The sequence below is a fragment of the Geobacillus sp. Manikaran-105 genome (assembly GCF_002809955.1).
Taxonomy (GTDB): domain Bacteria; phylum Bacillota; class Bacilli; order Bacillales; family Anoxybacillaceae; genus Geobacillus; species Geobacillus thermophilus.
Window position 1 is genome coordinate 79,906 of record NZ_PIJG01000012.1, and the last position, 21,334, is coordinate 101,239.

Genomic DNA, 21,334 nt, shown 5'->3' on the forward strand with positions numbered 1-21,334 from the left:
CCTTCAAAGCTTGGCGGGCGGGTCAAGATGCCGCTGAGGTTGACAACAGCTTCTCCTCTTGTAAGTGTTTCAAAAAGAGGTCGACGAGTTCGCTGTCCCACTGCGTTCCCTTTCCTTTTCTCAAGATGTCCGCCGCTTGACGAATATCCATGCCTTTTCGGTACGGGCGATCGGAAGTCATGGCGTCAAACGCATCGGCCACGGCGATGATTTTGCCAAACAACGGAATCTCGTCGCCTGCTAAGCCATCCGGATATCCCTTGCCATCGATGCGTTCGTGATGGGAGCGAATTCCAGCTAGCAGCGGCTCAATCGGTTCGATTGGCCTAACCTCGCGCAAAATGGCTTCTCCAAGGGCGGGGTGTTTTTTGATCCAGGCAAATTCATCATCGCTTAGCTTTCCCTCTTTAAGCAAAATGGCATCGGGGACGCCGATCTTTCCGATGTCATGCAGCAGAGCGGAACGATACAAGGCATCAAGCTGTTCATTCGGCAGAGAAAGCTGCTTGCCGATCGCCAGCGCGTAGCGGGCCACGCGCAGCGAGTGCCCCGCTGTATAAGGATCGCGGGCGTCAAGCGCCGCTGTCAGGACAGTGATGAAACTGTTGAGCAGCTCTTTGTTCGTTCGATCGCGCCGATGCACAGCATCGATCATATGATTGAATCCGCGAAGCAAATACGCAAATTCGTCCGTATAGACATTGTGAGCGATCAGCTCATACATTTCGTTTTCCGCCCGTTTCATATGACTTAACAGCACACTGACCGGCTCATGGATCTCATCGACCAACAAGCGGGTCAAAAAAACGGAGAAGGCGGTCGAAAACAACAAAATCACGGCTGCCCAGGGCCAATACGACCAGTGGGATGCACTCGGTCCGGCGAGCGACCATTTGATTTCCATCGCTAAGCTGAACAATAAAACAGGAAATGTGCTGCTGAACAAGACCGTCAGCTGCAGTTTCATTTTGAGCGGCACCGGAAGCGGCGGGCGTTTTTCATCAATTCCGCCAGCCTTTGCAAGCAAATTCCCGTTTGATAGAACAATCAGAATGTAGAAAAAATACGATGTCGAACCGTTCCAACACGCATTATTCCTTTCGGGGAAGTCACCTTTCCTTTTTTCATCATGAACAGCGATTTTTTTAAAAAAGTTGTTGACAAACAACTTGCCCGTTTATATAATTAAAAATGTGTTCGATAGCGGACAATAAAATATGATTCCGTAGCTCAGCTGGGAGAGCGCCACCTTGACAGGGTGGAGGTCGCTGGTTCGAGCCCAGTCGGAATCATCGAGTGAAATCCCTTGAGCTAGAAGGCTTCAAGGGATTTTTTGTTTATCCCGAATCTGTGACAGAAGTGTATCCAAAATGCTGGGAAGCCCAATCGTGCCGAGACTTCGACTCCATTTCGAATGTTCACCTATTAGGTGAAAAACCCCGAGTGCAATATTTTGTTGATTGATCCAGTTTTCTTGGCAGCTTTGAACGCGTCTTTATCACGGATTCAGGTTTATGTTGTCGTTTTTATTACCACGGGTAATAAAACTATATTGAGCAGGTAAAAAGGGATGCATATGAAAAATCATCAAACAAGAACAGTCTATGTCATATCAGGCCCCGCTGGAGTTGGCAAATCAACAATTTCAACAGCATTGGCGAACAAGTTGGAGCGTAGTGCGTATATTTCCGGCGATGACATCAGCCATATGCATATCAATGGACGGAAAAAACCGTGGGAAAGTAAAGAAGAGCTTTCATTAATTTGGGATAATATTCTAAGTCTTGCAAGAAATTTTGTAAAATACGGCAATGATGTGGTAGTGGATTATATTGCCTTTCCCCAAGAAGCGATATGGTTGTATGAAAATGTAAAGGATTTAAACGTAACGGTTATGTATGTTGTTTTGTGGGCAGATGGGAAAACGTTAAGGCAAAGGGATGAGATGAGGGCCCCCGAGCAACAAATGGGGGAACGCTGCCTCATTTTGCTGAATGAGTTCCATGCATCAGGATTCGATCGAAAGCATCTTTTGGATACTAGCGGGAAACGTAAGGATGACATAGATGAGATGATTGATGAAATCATGAGCAATCAAAGATTTCGAATTGGTTAAAAGATGTTTCATTGGCGCTGCTCTTTCCTTGCCATCGCGAGTTGATTCTCACATCAGCAATGACACTGAGGACAGCAACCGCCCTTGTTCGCTTTTTTATGGTCCTGTCTGGGAACACAAACAGCCCGTTTTCAGCGGGCTTTTTTTCATGATATGATAATGGCAAAAGAAGAAAGTTGCAAAAGAGACAAAGATGAGGGATGGACATGGCGCATAACTTTCAATTTCTAGAAGGAAAATGGGATGTGCTTGCCCGAGTAGGGGAGACGGCCGAGCGGCATGTGCATCAAAACCCAAACGTGGCGATCAGCGAGCTGCGAAAGTTGGCCGAGGCGATGACGAAATACATATTGGCGCTCGAAGGCATTCGCGAAGAGCGCGGCACCGATCAGCAAGACCGCCTCAAGGTGCTGCTGTATGAACAAATCATCCCAAAAGAGATATATGACATCTTCACGATGATCCGCTTAAAAGGCAATCAAGCGGTGCATGATCCCCATTATGGGGACGTGCATGAGGCAAAGACGCTATTGCACATGGCGTTTCGCCTAGCTGTATGGTTTATGGAAGTGTACGGTGACTGGTCGTTCGAAGCTCCCCAGTATCGAGAGCCGCTGCCGCCATCATTTGAATCGACGGATGAACTGAATCGGCTCATCGAATCGTATAAACAGCGGCTTGCCGACTTGGAAGCGGAGCTTTCGCACATCCGCGAGACGGGGCTGTATACGAGTGCCGAGGAAAAACAAAAGCGGCGTGACTATTCGCGGCGGGCGGTGGCGAATTTCGAACTGACTGAGGCAGAGACGCGCCTCATCATCGATGAACAGCTGCGGGCGGCTGGCTGGGAGGCTGATTCGGAAAAACTGCGCTTTGCCAAAGGCGCGCGGCCAGAGAAGGGGCGGAATTTGGCGATTGCCGAATGGCCGCTTCGGCACGGGGTTGCCGATTATGCTCTTTTTATCGGCTTGGAGCTGGTCGGCCTCATTGAAGCGAAACGCGCAAGCAAAGACATCCCCGCCGATATCGAACAGGCAAAACAATACGCCCGTCTCGTTGTGCGCCATGGGCAAGAAGTGATTCACGAGCCGTGGGGGGAGTATTTCGTTCCATTTTTGTTCACCACCAACGGCCGTCCGTACGTGAAACAGCTTGAACAAAAGTCCGGCATTTGGTTTTTGGACGCCCGGAAATCGACGAACCATCCGCGCCCGCTGCAAGGCTGGTATACGCCGGACGGGTTGAAACAGCTGCTGGAACAAGACATTGAACGATCCGAACAGCGGCTGCGTGATGAAACGTTTGATTATTTGAAACTGCGGCCGTACCAAGTGCGGGCGATTCAGGCTGTTGAGCGGGCGCTTGAAGACAAGCGCCGGAGCGTGCTTGTCGCCATGGCGACGGGAACGGGAAAAACGCGCATGGCGATCGGCTTGATTTACCGCTTGCTCAAAGCGAAACGGTTTCGGCGCATTTTGTTTCTCGTTGATCGAAAAGCGCTCGCCGAACAAGCGGAAGCGGCGTTTAAAGAAAGCCGAATGGAGCACTTTCAGACGTTTGCCGAGATTTACGGTTTGCAGTCGCTGTACGACCAAAAGCCCGATCCGGAGACGAAAGTGCATATCGCCACCGTTCAAGGAATGTTGAAGCGCATTTTTTACAACGACCGTCCCGAAGACGTTCCGCCGATTGACCAGTATGACTGCATCATCGTCGACGAAGCCCACCGCGGCTATACGTTGGATAAAGAAATGAACGAAATCGAGCTGGAGTTTAAAGACCATCGCGATTATGTAAGCAAGTATCGGCAAGTGCTCGATTACTTCGATGCCGTCCGCATCGGTTTGACCGCGACGCCCGCCTTGCATACGACGGACATTTTCGGCCCGCCCGTGTTTACGTATTCGTATCGCGAGGCGGTCATCGACGGGTATTTGGTCGACCATGAGCCGCCGTATCAGTTTGATACGGTGCTGAAACGGGAAGGGATTACGTGGGCGAAAGGAGAGACGGTTGATGTCTACGACGCCGTATCCCATACGGTGTCGCAAGAGTATTTGGAGGATGAACTGAACATTGATGTTTCGCACTTTAACACGAAAGTCGTAACGGAAAGCTTTAACCGCGTCATCATTCGCGAGCTCGTCAACTATATCGCTCCGGATGATGAAGGGAAGACGCTCATTTTTGCCGCGACGGACGATCACGCTGATCTCGTCGTCCGACTGCTGAAAGAAGAATTTGCGCGCGTATACGGAGAGTTCGATGACAATGCGGTCATGAAAATCACCGGATCGATCAAAGACCCGTCAGGAGCGATCCGCAGGTTTAAAAACGAAAAATACCCGACAATCGCGGTGACGGTCGATTTGTTAACGACAGGGGTCGATGTGCCGGCGATTACGAACCTCGTCTTTTTGCGCCGCGTTCGCTCGCGCATTTTGTATGAACAAATGCTCGGCCGGGCGACAAGGCGGTGCGATGAGATTGGGAAAGACCATTTCAACATCTTTGACGCCGTCGGCATTTACGAAACGTTAAAGCCGTATACAAGCATGAAACCGATCGTCGCCCGTCCGCAGGCGACGCTGACGGAGCTGTTCGATGAACTCGAACAGCTTGAACAGACCGCCCATCTGGAATACCAAAAAGAACAAATCATTGCGAAGATGCAACGGAAAAAGCGGACGTGGTCCGACAGGCAACACGAAGATTTCCGCGTGCTTTCCGGCGGAAAAACGGTCGATGAATTCATCGACTGGCTGAAATCGCTGCCGTCTGATGAACTGAAAGACGGGCTGAAAGAATATAAATCGATGTTCCGCTATTTGGACGAAAACCGGTACCGCGAGCGCAAGCAATACATTTCCCACCATGAAGACAAGCTGCTTGGCGTCAAACGAGGCTACGGCAATGCGGAAAAACCGGACGACTATTTAGAGGCGTTCGGTGAATTTATCCGCACGAACATGAATAAAATCCCGGCGCTGATGATTGTCTGCCAGCGGCCGTCCGAACTGACGAGGGAAGAGTTGAAACAACTGCGATTGGAACTTGACCGAAGAGGCTTTTCCGAGAAAAAACTGCAGGCGGCATGGCGGGAGGCGAAAAATGAGGACATCGCCGCCGACATTATCGCCTTCATCCGCCAACAGGCGCTCGGCGACCCGCTCATCAGTCATGAAGAACGAATTCGCCGCGCCATGAACGCCATTTACCGGATGAAACCATGGCCGCCGCTGCAAAAGAAATGGCTTGAGCGGATCGAAAAACAGCTGCTGCAAGAATACGTCCTCCATCCCGACCCGGAAAAAGCGTTTGACTACGAACCGTTTAAAAGCCACGGCGGCTTTAAGCAGCTGAACAATATTTTCGGCGGTCAATTGCCGCAAATCGTGCGCGAAATTAATGAAAACTTGTACAACTACGCCAAGAAGGAGCAAGCCTAGAGATGAACAACCGAGAAATTGTCCAAAAGCTGTGGAACTTGTGCAACGTCTTGCGCGACGACGGCATCACGTACCACCAATATGTCACCGAGCTGACGTATTTGCTGTTTTTGAAAATGATGAAAGAAACCGGGCAAGAATACATCATCCCCGAGCCATACCGTTGGGACGTGCTCGCCAAAAAGGATGGAATCGAGCTGAAAACGTATTACCAACAGCTGCTCATGGCGCTTGGGCAGGAAGAGAACGAACTGTTAAGGCAAATTTACACCGAAGCGACGTCCAACATCCGTGAGCCGAAAAACTTGGAAAAAATCATCCGCACCATCGACGCGCTTGACTGGTACAACGCGAAAGAAGAAGGGCTCGGCGCCTTGTACGAAGGGCTGCTCGAGAAAAACGCGAGCGAATTGAAATCAGGCGCGGGGCAATATTTCACCCCCCGCGTGCTGATTGACGTCATCGTCGAACTCGTTGACCCGAAGCCCGGCGAGCGCTGCCACGACCCGGCGGCGGGGACGTTCGGCTTTATGATCGCCGCCAGCCGCCACGTCCGGGCGAAAACGGACGACTATTTTGATTTATCGGAAGAAGAAATTCGGTTCCAGAAATATGAAGCGTTCTCCGGGGTCGAGCTCGTCCGCGACACGCACCGCCTCGCGGTCATGAACGCCCTCTTGCATGATGTGCACGGCGACATTTTGCTTGGCGACACGCTCTCTCCCCTTGGCGAGCGGCTGAAAGGGTATGACGTCATTTTGACAAACCCGCCGTTTGGCACAAAAAAAGGCGGGGAACGGGCGACACGGACCGACTTTACGTTTATGACGTCAAACAAGCAGCTGAACTTCCTCCAGCACATTTACCGGGCGCTCAGACCAAACGGCAAGGCGCGCGCCGCGGTCGTTGTGCCCGACAACGTGCTGTTTGAAGGCGGCGTCGGCGCCGACATCCGCCGCGACTTGATGGACAAATGCAACGTCCATACGATCTTGCGCTTGCCGACCGGCATTTTCTACGCCCAAGGGGTGAAAACGAACGTCTTGTTCTTCACCCGCGGGGAAACAGACACGGGCAACACGAAAGAAGTATGGGTGTATGATCTTCGCACGAACATGCCGTCGTTTGGCAAGCGCAATCCGTTGACGAAAGACCATTTCGCCGGATTTACGAAAGCCTACACCGCCGAAGACCGCCATCAAGTCGACGATGAACGGTGGAACGTCTTCACCCGCGACGACATCGCCAAAAAAGGCGACAGCCTCGACATCGGTCTCATCGCCGACGAATCGCTGTCCGTGTACGACAACTTGCCCGACCCGATCGACTCGGCTGAAGAAGCGGTGGAGAAATTAGAGCTCGCCATCTCGCTGCTCCATGAAGTCATTGCCGAACTGAAAGCGGCCGAACACCCGACCCGCTACGAACCGGCCAAAACCGAAATGCTCCACGTCGCTGAACGACTCGAGGTGTCAGAACGATGAGCAAGGCCAAACCAAAATCGATGGAACAGCTGCTCGAAGAAGCGCTCGTGCCCAAAGACGAGCAGCCGTACGAAGTGCCGGGGAATTGGGTGTGGGTGAGGTTGGGGCGTATCGTGAAGATTAATCCACCTAAGCCTAAACTGGAGTATGGTGATGATCATATTTGCAGTTTTCTCCCAATGAGTGCGGTTGATCCAGTAGAGGGGAAGATTGCTTATTTGGAGGAACGACCTTTTCATTCTGTCAAAAAGGGGTACACGTATTTTGAAGAAAATGATATATTATTTGCAAAAATCACCCCTTGTATGGAAAACGGCAATAGCGTCATTACCGAAGGGTTATTAAATGGATTTGGTTTCGGTTCTACAGAGTTTTATGTCATTCGAACTCCTAAAACGGTTGATAATCGTTATATCTATTATCTAGTTCGGTCTGAACGGTTTCGAAAGCAAGCGAAAAATGTAATGGCCGGTGCAGTAGGCCAGCAACGCGTCCCGAAGTTTTTCTTAGAGGAGTATCCGATCGCCTTGCCTCCCCTAAACGAACAAAAACGCATCGCTGATAAAATTGAGCGGCTGTTTGCGAAAATCGACGAAGCAAAGCGGCTGATTGAAGAAGTGAAGGAGTCGATCGAACGGCGGCGGGCGGTCATGTTGGAGAAGGCGTTTAAAGGGCAATTAGGGACAAATGACCCGAGCGAGAAAAGTATATTGGAAACATCCGATGATCTAAGTGAAAAAGACGTCATTCCGAAAGAACAATGGCCTTATGAGGTGCCGGGGAATTGGGTGTGGGTTCGTTTAAAACATTTGGTTGATTTTTTTAGTGGTTCAGCATTTCCGAATCAGTATCAAGGATATAATGATTTAGAAATCCCGTTTTATAAGGTAGGGAATCTTAAAGATACTGATTCTAATTACTATATTTACAGTGAAGAAAATACTATTTCTGAAGAAATAAGAGTCAAGTTAAAAGCAAAAAAAGTTCCAAAAGACACTATTCTGTTTGCTAAAATTGGAGAAGCTATAAGACTGAATAGACGCGGTTTAGTTCCGAAGCCAGCATGTATTGATAACAACTTAATGGGGGTTAAATCGAATGAGAATATACTTGACAATAAACTTTTATTATACTGGTCTCTTAAAGAAGATTTTTACAAATATTCTCAAGCTACTGCAGTGCCATCAATTAGAAAAAGCACGTTAGAAGCAATCGCTTTCCCACTGCCTCCCCTAAACGAACAAAAACGCATCGCCAAGAAACTCGACAACTTATTAGAAAAATTAGAGAACGAAAAACAACTCGTTTTGGCAGCGGAGGAAAAGCTCGATTTAGTAAAACAATCCGTTCTCCAGAAAGCCTTCCGCGGCGAGTTGGGGACGAATGACCCGAACGATGGACACGCGATGGAGTTGGTCAAAGAAGCGTTGCTCTCGTCAAGCGGACAGCGGTGACGCTGTTCGCTTGATCGAATCATGATTTTGCATTGTGGGGGATGATGAAAGCTGCGGGGGATTGTGGAAGCGCGCAGAACGATTTCAGTTGTTCATGAACCAAACTGACGGTCAAATAAGCGCAGTGCTTTACAGATTTGGGACTGAAGTCCTCTTTGAACATTTTTCATAAATAACCATATGACTAAAATGCCTCCCAACCTTTCTGTCTCAAAGGATGAGAGGCATTTTATCTGTCCGGCTGCTGTCGAACCCGGTTGAATCAGAGTGATCAAAAATAGCTTATTTTAGTAAAGAAAAAGAGTGAATGTAAAACATATACATTTTTTGCTTACCCGTTTGAATCAAGCGAGTGTTTTGATGCAATCGTAAACTTTTGCACCATTTCTTGCAACATTTCGGATACATTCGCCAATGAAGCGGCTGCTGACGCAATCTCTTCCATGGAAGCGAGCTGTTCTTCGGTGGAATGGGCCATTGTTTTGGACGTCTCCATCGTCTTTTCGGCTGCAGCGGCGAGTTCCGCAACGGCTGAATCCAGTTCTTGAATACCGGCTGACAGCTGCTGTACGGATGCTGATACGTCTTCCAATTGGGTTGAGATGGTTTGCGAGTTTGCGAAAATTGTGTTGAATTTCGCTGCTGTTTCTTGGGAAGCATCGATGCCGTCTTGAACATTTTGCATCACATCTTCCATGCTCGTTGATGTGTTCTCTACATCTTGATGGATGCTAGACAACAAATGGGTAATTTGTTTTGTCGCTGCTTGCGTTTGTTCGGCCAATTTTCTCACTTCATCGGCCACGACGGCAAATCCCGCCCCATGTTCTCCTGCTCTCGCCGCTTCTATGGCGGCGTTTAAGGAAAGGAGATTCGTCTGCTCCGCGATTTGATGAATCGTGTGGACGACCGCTTCGATTTCTTTTGACCGCTCCTGCAACGTGTGAATCAGTTGTTCTGACCGGAGCACGGCTTGATGAATGTCCTGCATCTGCTCGGCATTTTTTTCGACCGATGTTTTCCCGTCTTCGGCTAAGTTTGTCATATGGACGGCCAAGTGGGCGATGGCTGTCGTACGCTCCGCGATTTGCGAGACGCCCTGCGTCATTTGCTCCATGGCGGCGGCGATTTCATTGGTTTGGCTGCTTTGGCTGTCCGCTCTGCTGGCGACCTCTTGGATGCCGACAGAAACTTGTTCCGTTGACAAGGCTGTTTGCTCCGCGCTCGCTGTCAGTTCCTCTGCAGCCGCGGCGACTTGCTCTGATGCATCCGCGACTCGGGTCAGCATTTGAGAAAGATCGTCTTTCATTTTGTTATAGCTTTCGACAATTTGTCCAATTTCATCACGAGTTTGGTCATTGATGGCAACCGTAAAGTCTCCATTCCCTGCTCGCTGGAGGGCGCTGGAGACGGCGGCCAATCGAGCATGGATGCGACGCGAGAACCATATTGTGGCTGCTGATGCCATCACGAGTATGATGACGGCAGAAAGGATCAATGTTTTCAAAAGGGAAGACACGGCTGTGTCCACATATGTTTGGGGAATCCCCACATAAAACATCCCGATCGTTTCTCCGCGATCGTTTTTGATCGGCATATATGCAGCTTGATACCATTGATGCAAAATATTCACTTCACGGAAGAAGGTGTTCCCTTTCTTTAACACTTGTTCCACCACTTCTGGAGGCGCGGTTGTGCCAACAGCCCGTCGATTGTTCACGATAATGTTGGTGGCAACCCGTGTTTCATTTTGAAAGATCGTGGCCGTTCCGCCCGTTAGGTTTCCGATTTCGTCAACGAGTTGATTGTTGCCATTGATTTTCTCGCTTCCTTTATAAAGCGCTCCGTTTTTGACAGCCCAACTCCCTTCATATTTTTCGTCAAGATAGTGATAGGCCAAGGAAAGACTGGATTTGACTCTTTCAAGCGTTTCTTTTTGGATTCCTTTTTTGATTTGGATGATGGCAGCAGCCGTCAAAACAATGGTTAATAGAATAATGATGCAAAAAATCAAAATATTGATTTTTGTTCCTAGCTTCAACGTTTTCAATGAGCGCTCCCCCTCTCTATTCTTTGTCAAACATATCCATTATTATAGTAATAAAAGAGGAATTCATAAATAGTGTATTGTTCCTAATTCGAATTCTAAAAATGGTAGAGTGGGGAATACTGTCTAGCAAGAATGCCAATAATTTAGCTCAATAAGAAGGAAGTTGCCATGATTCAGGATCATATAGTAAATAATTTTAGTAAAAATATTGCGTATTTGTTATAATACTCATGGATACAACCTAAGCAGAATGGGGTAATGCATATGGCCACGATTCGCGACATTGCTAAACAAGCAGGCTATTCCATTTCAACTGTCTCGCGGGTATTGAACAATGATCCAGGTCTTTCGGTATCCGAGGAGACGCGGGAGAAAATTTATGAAGCAGCAGAAAAGTTGAACTACCGCAAGAAAACCATCAGAAAAGTGATTCGCAATATTGCTTTTTTATATTGGTTGACGGATAAAGAGGAATTAGAAGACGTGTATTACAAAACAATGAGGATGGAAATGGAAAAGCTGGCGAAAGAGTTTAATCTAGAACTGCAAATGTATAAAATTTCAGATGGCATTGACCAAATTCCAGAGAACATTGAGGGGTTTATTGCCGTTGGAATTTTTTCGGATCGGGAGCTTGAACGTCTGCGATCGATGACGACAAATGGGGTGTTTATTGATTTGTCGCCCGACCCGCGCTGTTTTGATTCGGTGCGCCCGGATTTAACACAGATCACTGAGCGAGCGATCGACTTCTTTCTTGAGAAAGGGCATACGGACATCGGCTTTATTGGCGGGACGTATCCGAATCCGAATACAGGAAAGGATGAGATGGACTCGCGCGAGCGGGCGTTTCGACATTATATGAAAGCAAAGGGGTTGCTCAACGAAGAGTATATTTTTTGCCACCGGGGATTCTCATTTGACAATGGCTATGAACTCATGACCAAGGCCATTGAAACCCTAGGGGATCGATTGCCTACCGCGTTTTTTGTAGCGGCGGATCCCATTGCTGTCGGTTGTCTGCAGGCGTTGAATGAGCATCGCATTCCCATCCCTGAGCGTGTGAGCGTCATCAGTGTCAATAACATCAGCATTACCAAATACGTATCACCGCCATTGACGACATTCCATATTGATATTCATGAAATTTGCAAAAGTGCGATCGAGTTGTTGCTCGAGCGGATACAAAGAAAGAGAAACATTGTGAAGACATTGCTGTTAGGGGCTGAGCTTATCGTACGGAAAAGTACGAACTAGCCCTCTTTTTTTGTTTCGTAAATATTTTTATTAATTTTAGTAAAAAGTTGTTTACATTTTTTATTGTCGATGCTATATTGAAGATAATTAAGCGTTTCCAAAACGAGAAGGGAGAATGGGGGAAATGATGAGGAGTATTAGTAAACATCTTGCGCTTATGAGTGTGATGGCTTTTAGTTTGTCTTTAGCTGCATGTGGGCCTAAAGAAAATGCTAATCAAGGATCTCGTGCAGGAGAAAACAAAGAGAACAATGAAAAAGTAGAGCTCGTCGTTTGGGAAGACATTCAAAAAGGCGTGGGAATTAAAGATGCCATTGCCCAATTTGAAAAGGAAAACAATGTGACAGTAAAAATCATTGAGAAGCCGTATGCGAAACAAATTGAGGATTTGCGTTTAGACGGGCCGGCTGGCACTGGACCGGATGTATTGACGATGCCGAGCGACCAGATTGGGACAGCCGTGACGGAAGGGATCATTAAAGAATTGAATGTTGAGGAAGACATTCAATCCATCTATACGGAAGCCGCCATGCAGTCGCAAAAAGTAAACAACAAAGTGTATGGTTTGCCAAAAGCGGTCGAGACAACGATGCTTTACTACAATAAAGATCTTATTTCCGAAGAGGAATTGCCGAAAACGCTTGAGGAATGGTATGAGTATTCCAAAAAAGTAACAGATGGCAAAAAATTTGGCTTTTTGGCTCTGTTTGACCAGATTTACTATGCCCAAAGTGTGATGAGTGCGTATGGAGGCTACATTTTTGGCAAGGACGAAAACGGAAATTACAATCCGAACGATATTGGATTGAATAATGCCGGCGCTGTCGAAGGGGCTAAAATGATTCAAAAATTTTATAAAGAACGTCTATTTCCGTCAGGAATGATTGGCGAGCAGGGTATTAATGTACTCGAATCGCTGTTTACGGAAGGCAAAGCAGCAGCGATCATTTCTGGTCCGTGGAATATTGAGCCGTTTACAAAAGCGGGAATCAACTTTGGAGTGACGAAACTTCCAGCGTTACAGAACGGAAAAAATATGAGCGCATTTATTGGAGTAAAAAGCTACAACGTAAGCGCCTACTCGAAACATCCAGATCTTGCTGAAAAATTGGTGATCTTTCTGGCGAATGAAGAAAATTCGAAAAAACGTTATGAAGTGACAAAAGAGGTTCCGGCTGTCAAAGCGTTGGCGGATGATCCGGTGGTGAAAAACAGTGAGGTGGCACGGGCGGTTGCGGAGCAATCTCAATTTTCTGAAATGATCCCGAATATTCCGGAAATGAATGAGGTGTGGAAGCCGGCCGATTCGGCATTGCAAACGATTGCGACTGGAAAAGCAGATCCGAAAGCGGCATTAGATCAAGCCGTGAAAACGATCAAAGGGCAAATTAAGGCGAAACATAGCGGCAAATAAGGGGAGAGAACAAGGTCCTTGCGCTTTCGTTTCTAACAAGGTGCAAGGACCTACAATAAATCGATCGTGATGGTGTGAAACGATCTTTTTGTTTGATGCGTTTTGTGTTGAAAAAATGTGTTCTTCAAGGAAAGAAGGGGAGTCCATGTCACACCGGAAAATGGCCTTATGTTTATCGATTATTCCTGGCCTAGGTCAATGGTATAACCGACAATGGGCGAAGGGAGTTTTGTTTCTTGTTTTCGCTGCCTCTTTTTTGACGGCGTTTGCCGATCTGTTCAACATGGGGTTTTGGGGGATTGTGACGCTTGGAACAGAAGTGCAACGCGATAATTCGATTTTTCTTTTGGCAGAAGGGATTATTGCGGTCATTGTCGCTTTGTTTGGATTGGCTTTTTATTGTTTCAATTTGTGGGACGCCTATAAAAATGGTGAGCGGAGGGATAGGGGGGATCGGTTGAATACTCTGAAAGAAGAGTACCATCAACTTGTGGAACAAGGATACCCGTATGTTGTTAGCAGCCCTGCTTTTTTTCTTTTGGTTTTTTCTGTTATTTTTCCAGTGTTGTTCAGTTTTGCTTTAGCTTTCACCAACTATGATTTATATCATACTCCTCCTGCCAAGTTGGTCGATTGGGTTGGGTTCGATACATTCCTCAAAATTTTTACGGTTGATATTTGGCGCTCAACCTTTTTTGATGTGTTGTCATGGACGGTCATTTGGACACTCGTTGCTTCCACTCTTCAAGTGGCGGCAGGTATTTTATTGGCGGTGATCGTCAACCAAAAAGACCTTCGGTTGAAGAAATTGTATCGAACCATTTTCGTATTGCCGTGGGCTGTGCCGGGATTTGTGACGATTTTAGTGTTTGCTGGCTTATTTAATGACAGTTTTGGAGCCATCAATCATACAATTTTAGCGGCGCTTGGCATCGATCCAATCCCTTGGATGACTGATGAGCATTGGACGAGGGTGGCGCTCATCCTCATGCAAGGATGGTTGGGATTCCCATATGTGTTTGTCGTGACGACGGGTGTTTTGCAGTCGATTCCTGAAGAATTGTATGAAGCAGCGACGATTGACGGAGCTTCCATGTTTGCCAAATTTCGATATATTACATTGCCGATGGTGCTGTTGGCGATGGCCCCGATTATTATTACACAGTTTACCTTTAACTTTAATAACTTCAACATTATTTATCTGTTTAATGGAGGCGGACCGGCTGTTCCGGGATCGACAGCGGGAGGAACGGATATCCTTGTGTCTTGGATTTATAAATTGACGATGCAATCAAGCCAATATGCGTTGGCTGCCGCTTTAACAATTTTGTTATCTTTGTTTGTCATGGGGATTGCGTTATGGCAATTTCGACGGACCAATTCTTTTAAAGAGGGAGTATAGAACATGAGATCCAGTGTCAGGTCAAAAAAATTCCTTCGCCTCTTCGTATCCTATGCCATTTTAACGTTTGTCGCCGTGGCAATCATCTATCCGCTGCTTTGGACTATTGGTGCCAGCCTGAATCCGGGGAACAGTTTAATCAGCACCACCCTTATCCCCAAAAAACCGACGCTTGATCATTATCGCGAGTTGTTTGCGGGCAAAGAAAGCTTACTGTACGAACGCTGGTATTGGAATTCGATGAAAATTAGCTTTTTTACGATGCTTGGTTCCGTGATTAGTGTTTCATTTACTGCGTATGCATTTTCGCGTTTTCGATTTAAGGGGAGAAAAAATGCTTTAACGTTGTTTTTGCTGTTGCAAATGGTGCCGCAGTTTTCTGCGTTGATCGCTTTGTTTGTTTTGGCGCAAATGCTTGGGATGCTCAATAGTCACTGGCTATTAATTTTGCTTTATATCGGCGGGCAAATTCCGATGAATACGTACTTGATGAAGGGATATATGGATTCGATCCCGAGAGATCTGGACGAAAGCGCCAAAATCGATGGAGCGAGCAATACGAGGATCTTTTTCCAAATTCTTTTGCCGTTGTCTAAACCAATGATTGCGGTCGTGGCGATGAATGGATTTACCGGACCGCTTGGTGATTTTGTGTTGTCATCGGCCATTCTCCGAACTCCTGATGCTTATACGCTTCCGATCGGGCTGTATAATCTCGTTAACGAAGTGATGGGGGCGAGCTATACAACGTTTGCAGCCGGGGCGCTTCTGATTAGCATTCCGGTAGCGATTGTCTTTTTGATGTTGCAACGGAACTTTGTGTCCGGATTGACATTGGGTGGAATCAAAGGATGATGCAGGGAAAGGAGACGACATAATGCCAAAATATGAACGAACGTATATAACACAAGCGAACTTCATTCTTCATGGAGGAGATTACAACCCTGATCAATGGTTGGATCGGCCGGATCTTTTGCAGGCGGATCTTGAGTTGATGAAACTCTCCCACACAAACACATTCACGATTGGTGTATTTGCTTGGTCTGCTCTCGAACCGGAAGAAGGGGTTTATCGTTTTGAATGGCTCGATAAAGTGTTTGACGACATTTACCGTATTGGCGGGCGGGTGATTTTGGCTACGCCAAGCGGTGCTCGACCAGCATGGTTGTCGCAAAAGTATCCGGAAGTGTTGCGGGTGAATGCGGCGCGTGTTCGACAGTTGCATGGCGGGCGTCATAATCATTGTTTTACCTCGAGCGTATACCGTGAAAAAACTCAACATATCAATCGATTGCTGGCGGAACGGTACGGAGATCATCCTGCTTTGCTCATGTGGCACGTTTCCAATGAATACGGCGGGGAATGCCATTGTAATTTGTGCCAAGAAGCGTTTCGTGAATGGTTGAAAAACAGATACAATCATGATCTTGACGCGCTGAATGCCGCTTGGTGGACGTCATTTTGGAGCCATACGTACACCGACTGGTCGCAAATCGAGTCGCCGTCTCCGATTGGTGAGCATACGATTCATGGGTTGAATCTTGATTGGAAACGGTTTGTGACAGATCAGACGATTTCCTTTTTTGAAAACGAGATCATTCCGCTTCGGGAGTTGACGCCTCATATTCCGATTACAACGAATTTTATGGCGGATACGCATGACTTAATTCCTTTTCAAGGACTTGACTACAGCAAGTTTGCGAAGCATCTTGACGTCATTAGTTGGGACGCCTATCCTGCTTGGCACAATGATTGGGAGAGCACTGCCGATTTGGCTATGAAAGTCGGTTTTATCAATGATTTGTATCGAAGTTTGAAGCAGCAGCCATTTTTACTGATGGAATGCACGCCGAGTTTGGTGAACTGGCATAAAGTGAACAAAGCGAAGCGGCCAGGCATGCACTTTTTATCTTCGATGCAAATGATCGCTCATGGTTCCGACAGCATCCTCTATTTTCAATGGCGCAAGTCGCGAGGGGCGTTTGAGAAACTTCACGGTGCGGTCGTCGACCATGACAATCGCACGGATAACCGTGTATTTCAAGAAGTTTCTAAAGTTGGGAAAGCACTCGAGAAAATGTCTGGCATCGTCGGAACCAATCGGTCGGCGGAAGTGGCCATTTTGTATGATTGGGAAAACAATTGGGCGTTAAATGATGCGCAAGGATTTGCGACTGAAACGAAACGGTATCCACAAACGCTCGTACAGCATTATCGCCCCTTTTGGGAGCGGGATATCCCTGTTGATGTCATCACGAAGGAACAAGACTTTTCCCGCTACAAATTGCTGATTGCGCCGATGCTTTACTTAGTGAGCGAAGAGACGATTGCTCGTTTGAAACAGTTTGTAGGGAGCGGTGGAACGCTTGTCATGACTTATATAAGTGGAATGGTCAATGAATGTGATTTAGCGTATTTAGGTGGCTGGCATCCCGATTTGAGGAAAACATTCGGCATCGAACCGATCGAAACGGATACTCTTTATCCACGCGATCGAAATTCGGTTCATTATCGTGGACAGTCTTACGAGTTGAAAGACTATGCAACGGTGATCAAGGTGTATACTGCAACAGTCGAAGGAGTTTATGAAGATGATTTTTATGCGGGTACGCCCGCTGTGACGAGCAACCAATACGGGAAAGGTCAAGCCTATTATATTGGCGGCCGCCTAGAGGATCAATTCCATAGAGATTTTTATCAAGAATTGATGGAAAAGCTCGATTTGAGGCCTGTCTTGTTTGTAAAGCATGGAAAAGGAGTATCCGTCCAAGCGCGGCAAGCCCCGGAATGTGATTATGTGTTTATTATGAATTTTACGGAGGAGAAACAGGCTGTTGTTGTTGAGGAAAAGGTGAAGGATCTGTTCACTGGCGAGGAAATCGAAGGGGAGATCACGCTAGGCAAATACGAGGTGCGAGTCGTGGAGAAAAGGAGATAAAGGAGCCAACGCTCTGTTTCTGTGAAATGGGATCAGGACGAGTTGGATCAAGCGCTGAGAATTGGCATCGGAACACATGTGATTCAAGGTATAGTGGAGGGTGGAGAGACGGTAAAAGCCTATCTTGACATTACACCGAAAAACTATGTAGTGAATCCGAGCTTCGAGGATCAAGATAGAACGATGTGGACCATCATTTATCGAAACGGCACTTCTCCACATACGGATTATTTGGAGAAAGCTGCGGATGCGAAATCGGGAAACTATTCCCTTCACTTCTATTCGAGCGAGGCTGTTGATTTCCAGGTAGAACAGACGATCACCGGATTAGAGCCGGGATATTATGATTTATCGATGTTTTTGCAAGGTGGAGATGCCTCCAATGCGGAATTATACTTGTATGCGAAAACAGGAGGTAAAGAGTATCGGGCAGCTGCCACGGTGAATGGTTGGTTGAATTGGAGTCATCCTGAGATTCATGATATTTATATTGGTGATGGAACTGTGACGATCGGAGTGAGCATCAAGGCAAATGGCGGCGCTTGGGGAACGCTGGACGATTTTCAATTATATCGAACTAAATGATGAACTTGTAAAACCGGGCTGAGAAGGGCCCGGTTCCTTCATGTGTGAGCATGAATTTGGAGATGGAAGATTGCGCTATGAGTCTTGCATAAGCGGAATCCATTGCGACCCTAAGGTTTTTGGAATCACGCCGTCCTGTGCCATCTGCGAATGACAAAACTTGCAAGCAAAATGAGGATAACGGAACCGATCAGTGCGGGGATGATGTCAAATCCGCCGATGGTCGGCCCCCAGTTGCCAAAGAGCGCCGTTCCAAGCCAGGCTCCGATAAACCCAGCAATAATGTTGCCAATGATTCCTCCTGGAATATCGCGGCCCGTCAGAAGACCTCCCAGCCAACCGATGACGCCCCCGACGATTAAGCTCCAAAGAAACGACATGGATGATTCCTCCCTCAAATCATGAAAAGGATTCTTTCGTATTTATATTGTGCGTCAAAAGGAGCAGCAATTATGCACGCAAAAGCCCCGTCAACTTTATCGGAGCTCGTTCTCTGTTTTTGGCGTTTTGTCCGGGGACAGAGTTTTGGTTGCGTATTGGAAACCAATTGTGTTCATGATGACGGATAAATCATCAGCTTCTCTTCCGCCCTCGTGCACGGTCGGGCAGGGAGGGATTTGATCCGGGATCAAAGAAGCCGAGATGCAAAAATCAAAGCCGCGCTTGACTTGCAGTCAAACGCGGCTTTCGGATGAAGGAAAACTAGCGAATGGATTCAAGCTGTTTGGCCAAATGGTGGAGTTTTTTCTCGTGCTGGATGGTTTTGGACGCGAGGAAATGGACGGTTTCTTGCGTTTCGGTCAGCTCCACGCGCAAGCCAGCGAATTTTTGTTCGAGTCGGTCGAACCGCTCGTTCACCTCGGCGCGAAATTGCTGCATCTCCGCTCTCAGCTGGCTTCCCATTTCGTCAATTTGGGTGCGGATGTCGCGGGAAAATATTTTCAGCGCCTCGACCACTTCTTTCACCACCGTGTCGCGTTCCATGCTTGTTCACCTCCTCTTTTTTGATTATACGACGTGAAGCAGGGAAAAGAAAAGGACGTTTTGAATAAGATTTTTCTCTGTTAATGGATGGTTGGCTTGAGTTGCGGCGTCGTGATTGGTCCATGATCATGGTGGCGTTTTGAGGGAACAGGTGGCTCGGCTTATTTTTTGTAATTTTTAACAAATATAACCCGAGTTCGACAGTTTTGAGGCCATTTTAGGCAAATGGAAATGATCAAAATGCTGTTATATCAAGCACTTCGTGGTGCGGATCCTAGAAAAAACTTCGAATTTCACAGGCACACGATTTATTCATTTATTCTTTTAAAAACGGAGACCTTTCTCAACGAACCGAGCTGACGTCCAAGCAAGCTATTGCCGTATCTCCGTGAGCGGATGGGCAGCATGCATCGCCCGAATCATCCGCACCGTCCGGCTGCGGCGCATAAGTAACCGTGGGTGCATTCTTGAAACGGGTGCGAACTCCCTCTTGAACGGCTGCTTCTTTCCATATGGAGGGAGCGGCCGTTCGTTTTGTTCACTGGCGGCGAGTGATTGAGTATATTTTTTTGAAAAAGTGTTTTATCTTTGATTGGATCGCGTTAGTTGAGTGTTAAAACAATATTAATATCATTTTTATTATCTATCCTGAAAACACCATTTAAGACAAAAAACGGARCCCRCCTASCCTTCGGAATYGGATTCCAAAGGARGGTATTTCAGTATATATATGGTTAATAAGTGCTATGCACTCGTTTTTTCTAGTTTCACTTCGTACCCTAACCCCTCTAATCGTTTCACCGTTTGACGCACGATGCTCGCTTCTCGCTGCCGATCCCAGTAGTCGGCTCCCAACTCTCTATACGGTTCCTTTCGAGTTAAGATATAATAGATCATTTCTAAAATCGTTCTCCCGACCGCGACACTCGCTCGATTCGCTCCTCTTCGTTTGGCGATCCGATGATACTTGGCCGATAGGTACGTGTTCTTCGTTCGGGCGGCGGCACGGGCGCATTCCACGAGGCACGACCTCAGCTTCTTGTTCCCTTTCCTCGTTCGACCTGACAACCGTTTCCCTGCACTCTCATGATTCCCGGGAGCCATTCCGGCCCATGAGGCCAAGTGCGCGGCGGTAGGGAACCGGCTCATATCCGTCCCGATTTCCGCTACAATTTGTTCCGCGCTTTGCCGCCCCACTCCCGGGATCGTATCGATGAGCTCCAGCGCTTCATGAAAAGGGCTCGTTCGTTCCTCGATTTCCCGATCCAACCGGGCAATCGCTTCATCTAAATACTCCACATGACGCCATTGCTCGGCCAGCATCATGCGTTGATGCGGCCCCATCACTCCTTTCAACGCGCGCCGGAGCTCTTCCGTTTTTTGTTTCAGCCGCCCTTTGGCGAGCTGGGCGAGGGCCGCCGGATCGTCCTTTCCTTCGATAAGGGCGCGAATGATGAGCCGGGCCGACATCCCGTTGATGTCGGATACGACCGAAGAAAGCTTGATATTGGCTCCTTCCAGCACTTTTTGGATGCGGTTGAGCTCCCGTGCCCGTTCCTCGATCAAACTGCGCCGATAACGGACCAGTTCCCGGAGCTCCCGCTGAGCCCGATGAGGGATATAACTCCCTTTTAGCAATCCATGGCGAAGCAAGTCCGCGATCCATTCGGCATCTTTGACATCGGTCTTTCGCCCGGGAACCGCTTTGATGTGTTGGGCATTGACGACAAGCACTTCGATCGGCTCTGCTTCGAGGAGATTATACACTGGCTTCCAATATACGCCCGTCGACTCCATGGCAACGTGCGTCACCTTTTTTTCTTTCAGCCAATCCACCAACTCCTCGAGATCGTCGGTCAGCGTACCAAACGTGCGAATCTCTTTTCCTTCAGGGGTAAGGGCGCAAGCCGTAATCGATTGCTTATGCACGTCCAATCCGCAACAGCGTTCATACAAGACGCGCATCGGTCTTCCTCCCTGCTTCGTTCTCAAAAACAGCTGGTGCAGCAGCCTTTGTTCAAGCATTCTATCCTGCGTGCTTCCCTCAAGGGAGCGACATTCCGTGGTGCACCAGACTACTGGGGTCCGTCTATATATCGGACTTTTACGTACCATAGATACAACGACCTCATGACCCCAGCTGCAAGGAGACCATTCGACAGAAGGTTGTTTTCATCCTTCCGATGGTGACGAAATTTTTT

General features: G+C 47.6%; 15 protein-coding genes and 1 tRNA gene. 11 read left to right on the forward strand and 5 right to left on the reverse strand.

Translation table 11 applies throughout. From position 1 onward, the window contains the following. Positions 1-22: 22 nt before the first annotated feature. Positions 23-1,027 (reverse strand): HD-GYP domain-containing protein, encoded by a 1,005-nt coding sequence (locus CV945_RS05700; RefSeq protein ID WP_232722023.1) that lies wholly within the window; start codon positions 1,025-1,027, stop codon positions 23-25. Between the two features lie 192 nt (positions 1,028-1,219). Between CV945_RS05700 and CV945_RS05705 the strand changes: the two genes are divergently transcribed. The 5 genes from CV945_RS05705 to CV945_RS05725 all read left to right on the forward strand — a co-directional run bounded on the left by CV945_RS05705 (position 1,220) and on the right by CV945_RS05725 (position 8,503). Further along, positions 1,220-1,292 (forward strand) — tRNA-Val (locus tag CV945_RS05705). Between the two features lie 278 nt (positions 1,293-1,570). Next, entirely contained in the window at positions 1,571-2,116 is a 546-nt protein-coding gene (locus CV945_RS05710; protein ID WP_014195200.1) for a P-loop nucleotide/nucleoside kinase family protein, read from the forward strand. Between the two features lie 206 nt (positions 2,117-2,322). Beyond that, on the forward strand, positions 2,323-5,565 hold the full coding sequence (hsdR, locus tag CV945_RS05715; RefSeq protein ID WP_100659328.1) for a type I restriction-modification system endonuclease: 3,243 nt from the start codon (positions 2,323-2,325) through the stop codon (positions 5,563-5,565). Positions 5,566-5,567: 2 nt separating this feature from the next. Then, entirely contained in the window at positions 5,568-7,049 is a 1,482-nt protein-coding gene (locus CV945_RS05720; protein WP_033010489.1) for a class I SAM-dependent DNA methyltransferase, read from the forward strand. Further along, entirely contained in the window at positions 7,046-8,503 is a 1,458-nt protein-coding gene (locus CV945_RS05725; protein ID WP_033027996.1) for a restriction endonuclease subunit S, read from the forward strand. Before CV945_RS05720 ends, CV945_RS05725 begins: the two co-directional genes overlap by 4 nt. 331 nt (positions 8,504-8,834) lie before the next feature. Here CV945_RS05725 and CV945_RS05730 read toward each other — a convergent pair whose 3' ends face one another. Beyond that, the gene (locus tag CV945_RS05730) at positions 8,835-10,553 is read right to left on the reverse strand and encodes a methyl-accepting chemotaxis protein (RefSeq protein WP_100659329.1); all 1,719 of its coding nucleotides are present in this window, start codon (positions 10,551-10,553) and stop codon (positions 8,835-8,837) included. A gap of 264 nt (positions 10,554-10,817) precedes the next feature. Between CV945_RS05730 and CV945_RS05735 the strand changes: the two genes are divergently transcribed. The 6 genes from CV945_RS05735 (at position 10,818) to CV945_RS05760 (ending at position 18,149) form a co-directional block, all read left to right on the forward strand. Then, on the forward strand, positions 10,818-11,810 hold the full coding sequence (locus tag CV945_RS05735; protein ID WP_157807511.1) for a galactan degradation operon transcriptional regulator GanR: 993 nt from the start codon (positions 10,818-10,820) through the stop codon (positions 11,808-11,810). A gap of 127 nt (positions 11,811-11,937) precedes the next feature. Next, on the forward strand, positions 11,938-13,224 hold the full coding sequence (gene ganS, locus CV945_RS05740) for an arabinogalactan oligomer ABC transporter substrate-binding protein GanS (RefSeq protein ID WP_100659335.1): 1,287 nt from the start codon (positions 11,938-11,940) through the stop codon (positions 13,222-13,224). Positions 13,225-13,369: 145 nt separating this feature from the next. Continuing rightward, on the forward strand, positions 13,370-14,626 hold the full coding sequence (ganP, locus tag CV945_RS05745) for a carbohydrate ABC transporter permease (RefSeq protein WP_014195207.1): 1,257 nt from the start codon (positions 13,370-13,372) through the stop codon (positions 14,624-14,626). A 3-nt stretch (positions 14,627-14,629) separates the two neighbouring features. Continuing rightward, positions 14,630-15,481, forward strand: a complete 852-nt coding sequence (gene ganQ / locus CV945_RS05750) for a galactooligosaccharide ABC transporter permease GanQ (protein ID WP_060788551.1) — start codon at positions 14,630-14,632, stop codon at positions 15,479-15,481. Positions 15,482-15,500: 19 nt separating this feature from the next. Further along, a complete protein-coding gene (locus CV945_RS05755) occupies positions 15,501-17,564 on the forward strand; it encodes a beta-galactosidase GanA (protein ID WP_100659336.1) in 2,064 nt (687 codons plus the stop codon). 42 nt (positions 17,565-17,606) lie between these two features. Beyond that, positions 17,607-18,149, forward strand: coding sequence for a hypothetical protein (locus CV945_RS05760; RefSeq protein ID WP_232722027.1), 543 nt, complete (start codon positions 17,607-17,609; stop codon positions 18,147-18,149). Positions 18,150-18,274: 125 nt separating this feature from the next. On the opposite strand, the gene CV945_RS05765 is transcribed toward CV945_RS05760, so the two are convergent. From CV945_RS05765 to CV945_RS05780, 3 genes are all read right to left on the reverse strand, one after another. Continuing rightward, positions 18,275-18,529 carry a GlsB/YeaQ/YmgE family stress response membrane protein gene (locus CV945_RS05765; RefSeq protein ID WP_014195211.1) on the reverse strand — a complete coding sequence of 85 codons (255 nt, stop codon included), beginning with the start codon at positions 18,527-18,529 and terminating at the stop codon, positions 18,275-18,277. 322 nt (positions 18,530-18,851) lie between these two features. After that, positions 18,852-19,133, reverse strand: a complete 282-nt coding sequence (locus tag CV945_RS05770; RefSeq protein ID WP_100659331.1) for a hypothetical protein — start codon at positions 19,131-19,133, stop codon at positions 18,852-18,854. A gap of 744 nt (positions 19,134-19,877) precedes the next feature. Next, entirely contained in the window at positions 19,878-21,098 is a 1,221-nt protein-coding gene (locus tag CV945_RS05780; protein ID WP_049624520.1) for an IS110 family RNA-guided transposase, read from the reverse strand. Between the last annotated feature and the right edge of the window lie 236 nt (positions 21,099-21,334).

What these genes read in the sequence shown, in the direction of transcription:
- CV945_RS05710 (WP_014195200.1), top strand. Translation starts at nt 1,571, where the DNA reads ATGCATATGAAAAATCATCAAACAAGAACAGTCTATGTCATATCAGGC.
- hsdR (WP_100659328.1), top strand. Translation starts at nt 2,323, where the DNA reads ATGGCGCATAACTTTCAATTTCTAGAAGGAAAATGGGATGTGCTTGCC.
- CV945_RS05720 (WP_033010489.1), top strand. Translation starts at nt 5,568, where the DNA reads ATGAACAACCGAGAAATTGTCCAAAAGCTGTGGAACTTGTGCAACGTC.
- CV945_RS05725 (WP_033027996.1), top strand. Translation starts at nt 7,046, where the DNA reads ATGAGCAAGGCCAAACCAAAATCGATGGAACAGCTGCTCGAAGAAGCG.
- CV945_RS05735 (WP_157807511.1), top strand. Translation starts at nt 10,818, where the DNA reads ATGGCCACGATTCGCGACATTGCTAAACAAGCAGGCTATTCCATTTCA.
- ganS (WP_100659335.1), top strand. Translation starts at nt 11,938, where the DNA reads ATGAGGAGTATTAGTAAACATCTTGCGCTTATGAGTGTGATGGCTTTT.
- ganP (WP_014195207.1), top strand. Translation starts at nt 13,370, where the DNA reads ATGTCACACCGGAAAATGGCCTTATGTTTATCGATTATTCCTGGCCTA.
- ganQ (WP_060788551.1), top strand. Translation starts at nt 14,630, where the DNA reads ATGAGATCCAGTGTCAGGTCAAAAAAATTCCTTCGCCTCTTCGTATCC.
- CV945_RS05765 (WP_014195211.1), bottom strand. Translation starts at nt 18,529, where the DNA reads ATGTCGTTTCTTTGGAGCTTAATCGTCGGGGGCGTCATCGGTTGGCTG.
- CV945_RS05770 (WP_100659331.1), bottom strand. Translation starts at nt 19,133, where the DNA reads ATGGAACGCGACACGGTGGTGAAAGAAGTGGTCGAGGCGCTGAAAATA.
- CV945_RS05780 (WP_049624520.1), bottom strand. Translation starts at nt 21,098, where the DNA reads ATGCGCGTCTTGTATGAACGCTGTTGCGGATTGGACGTGCATAAGCAA.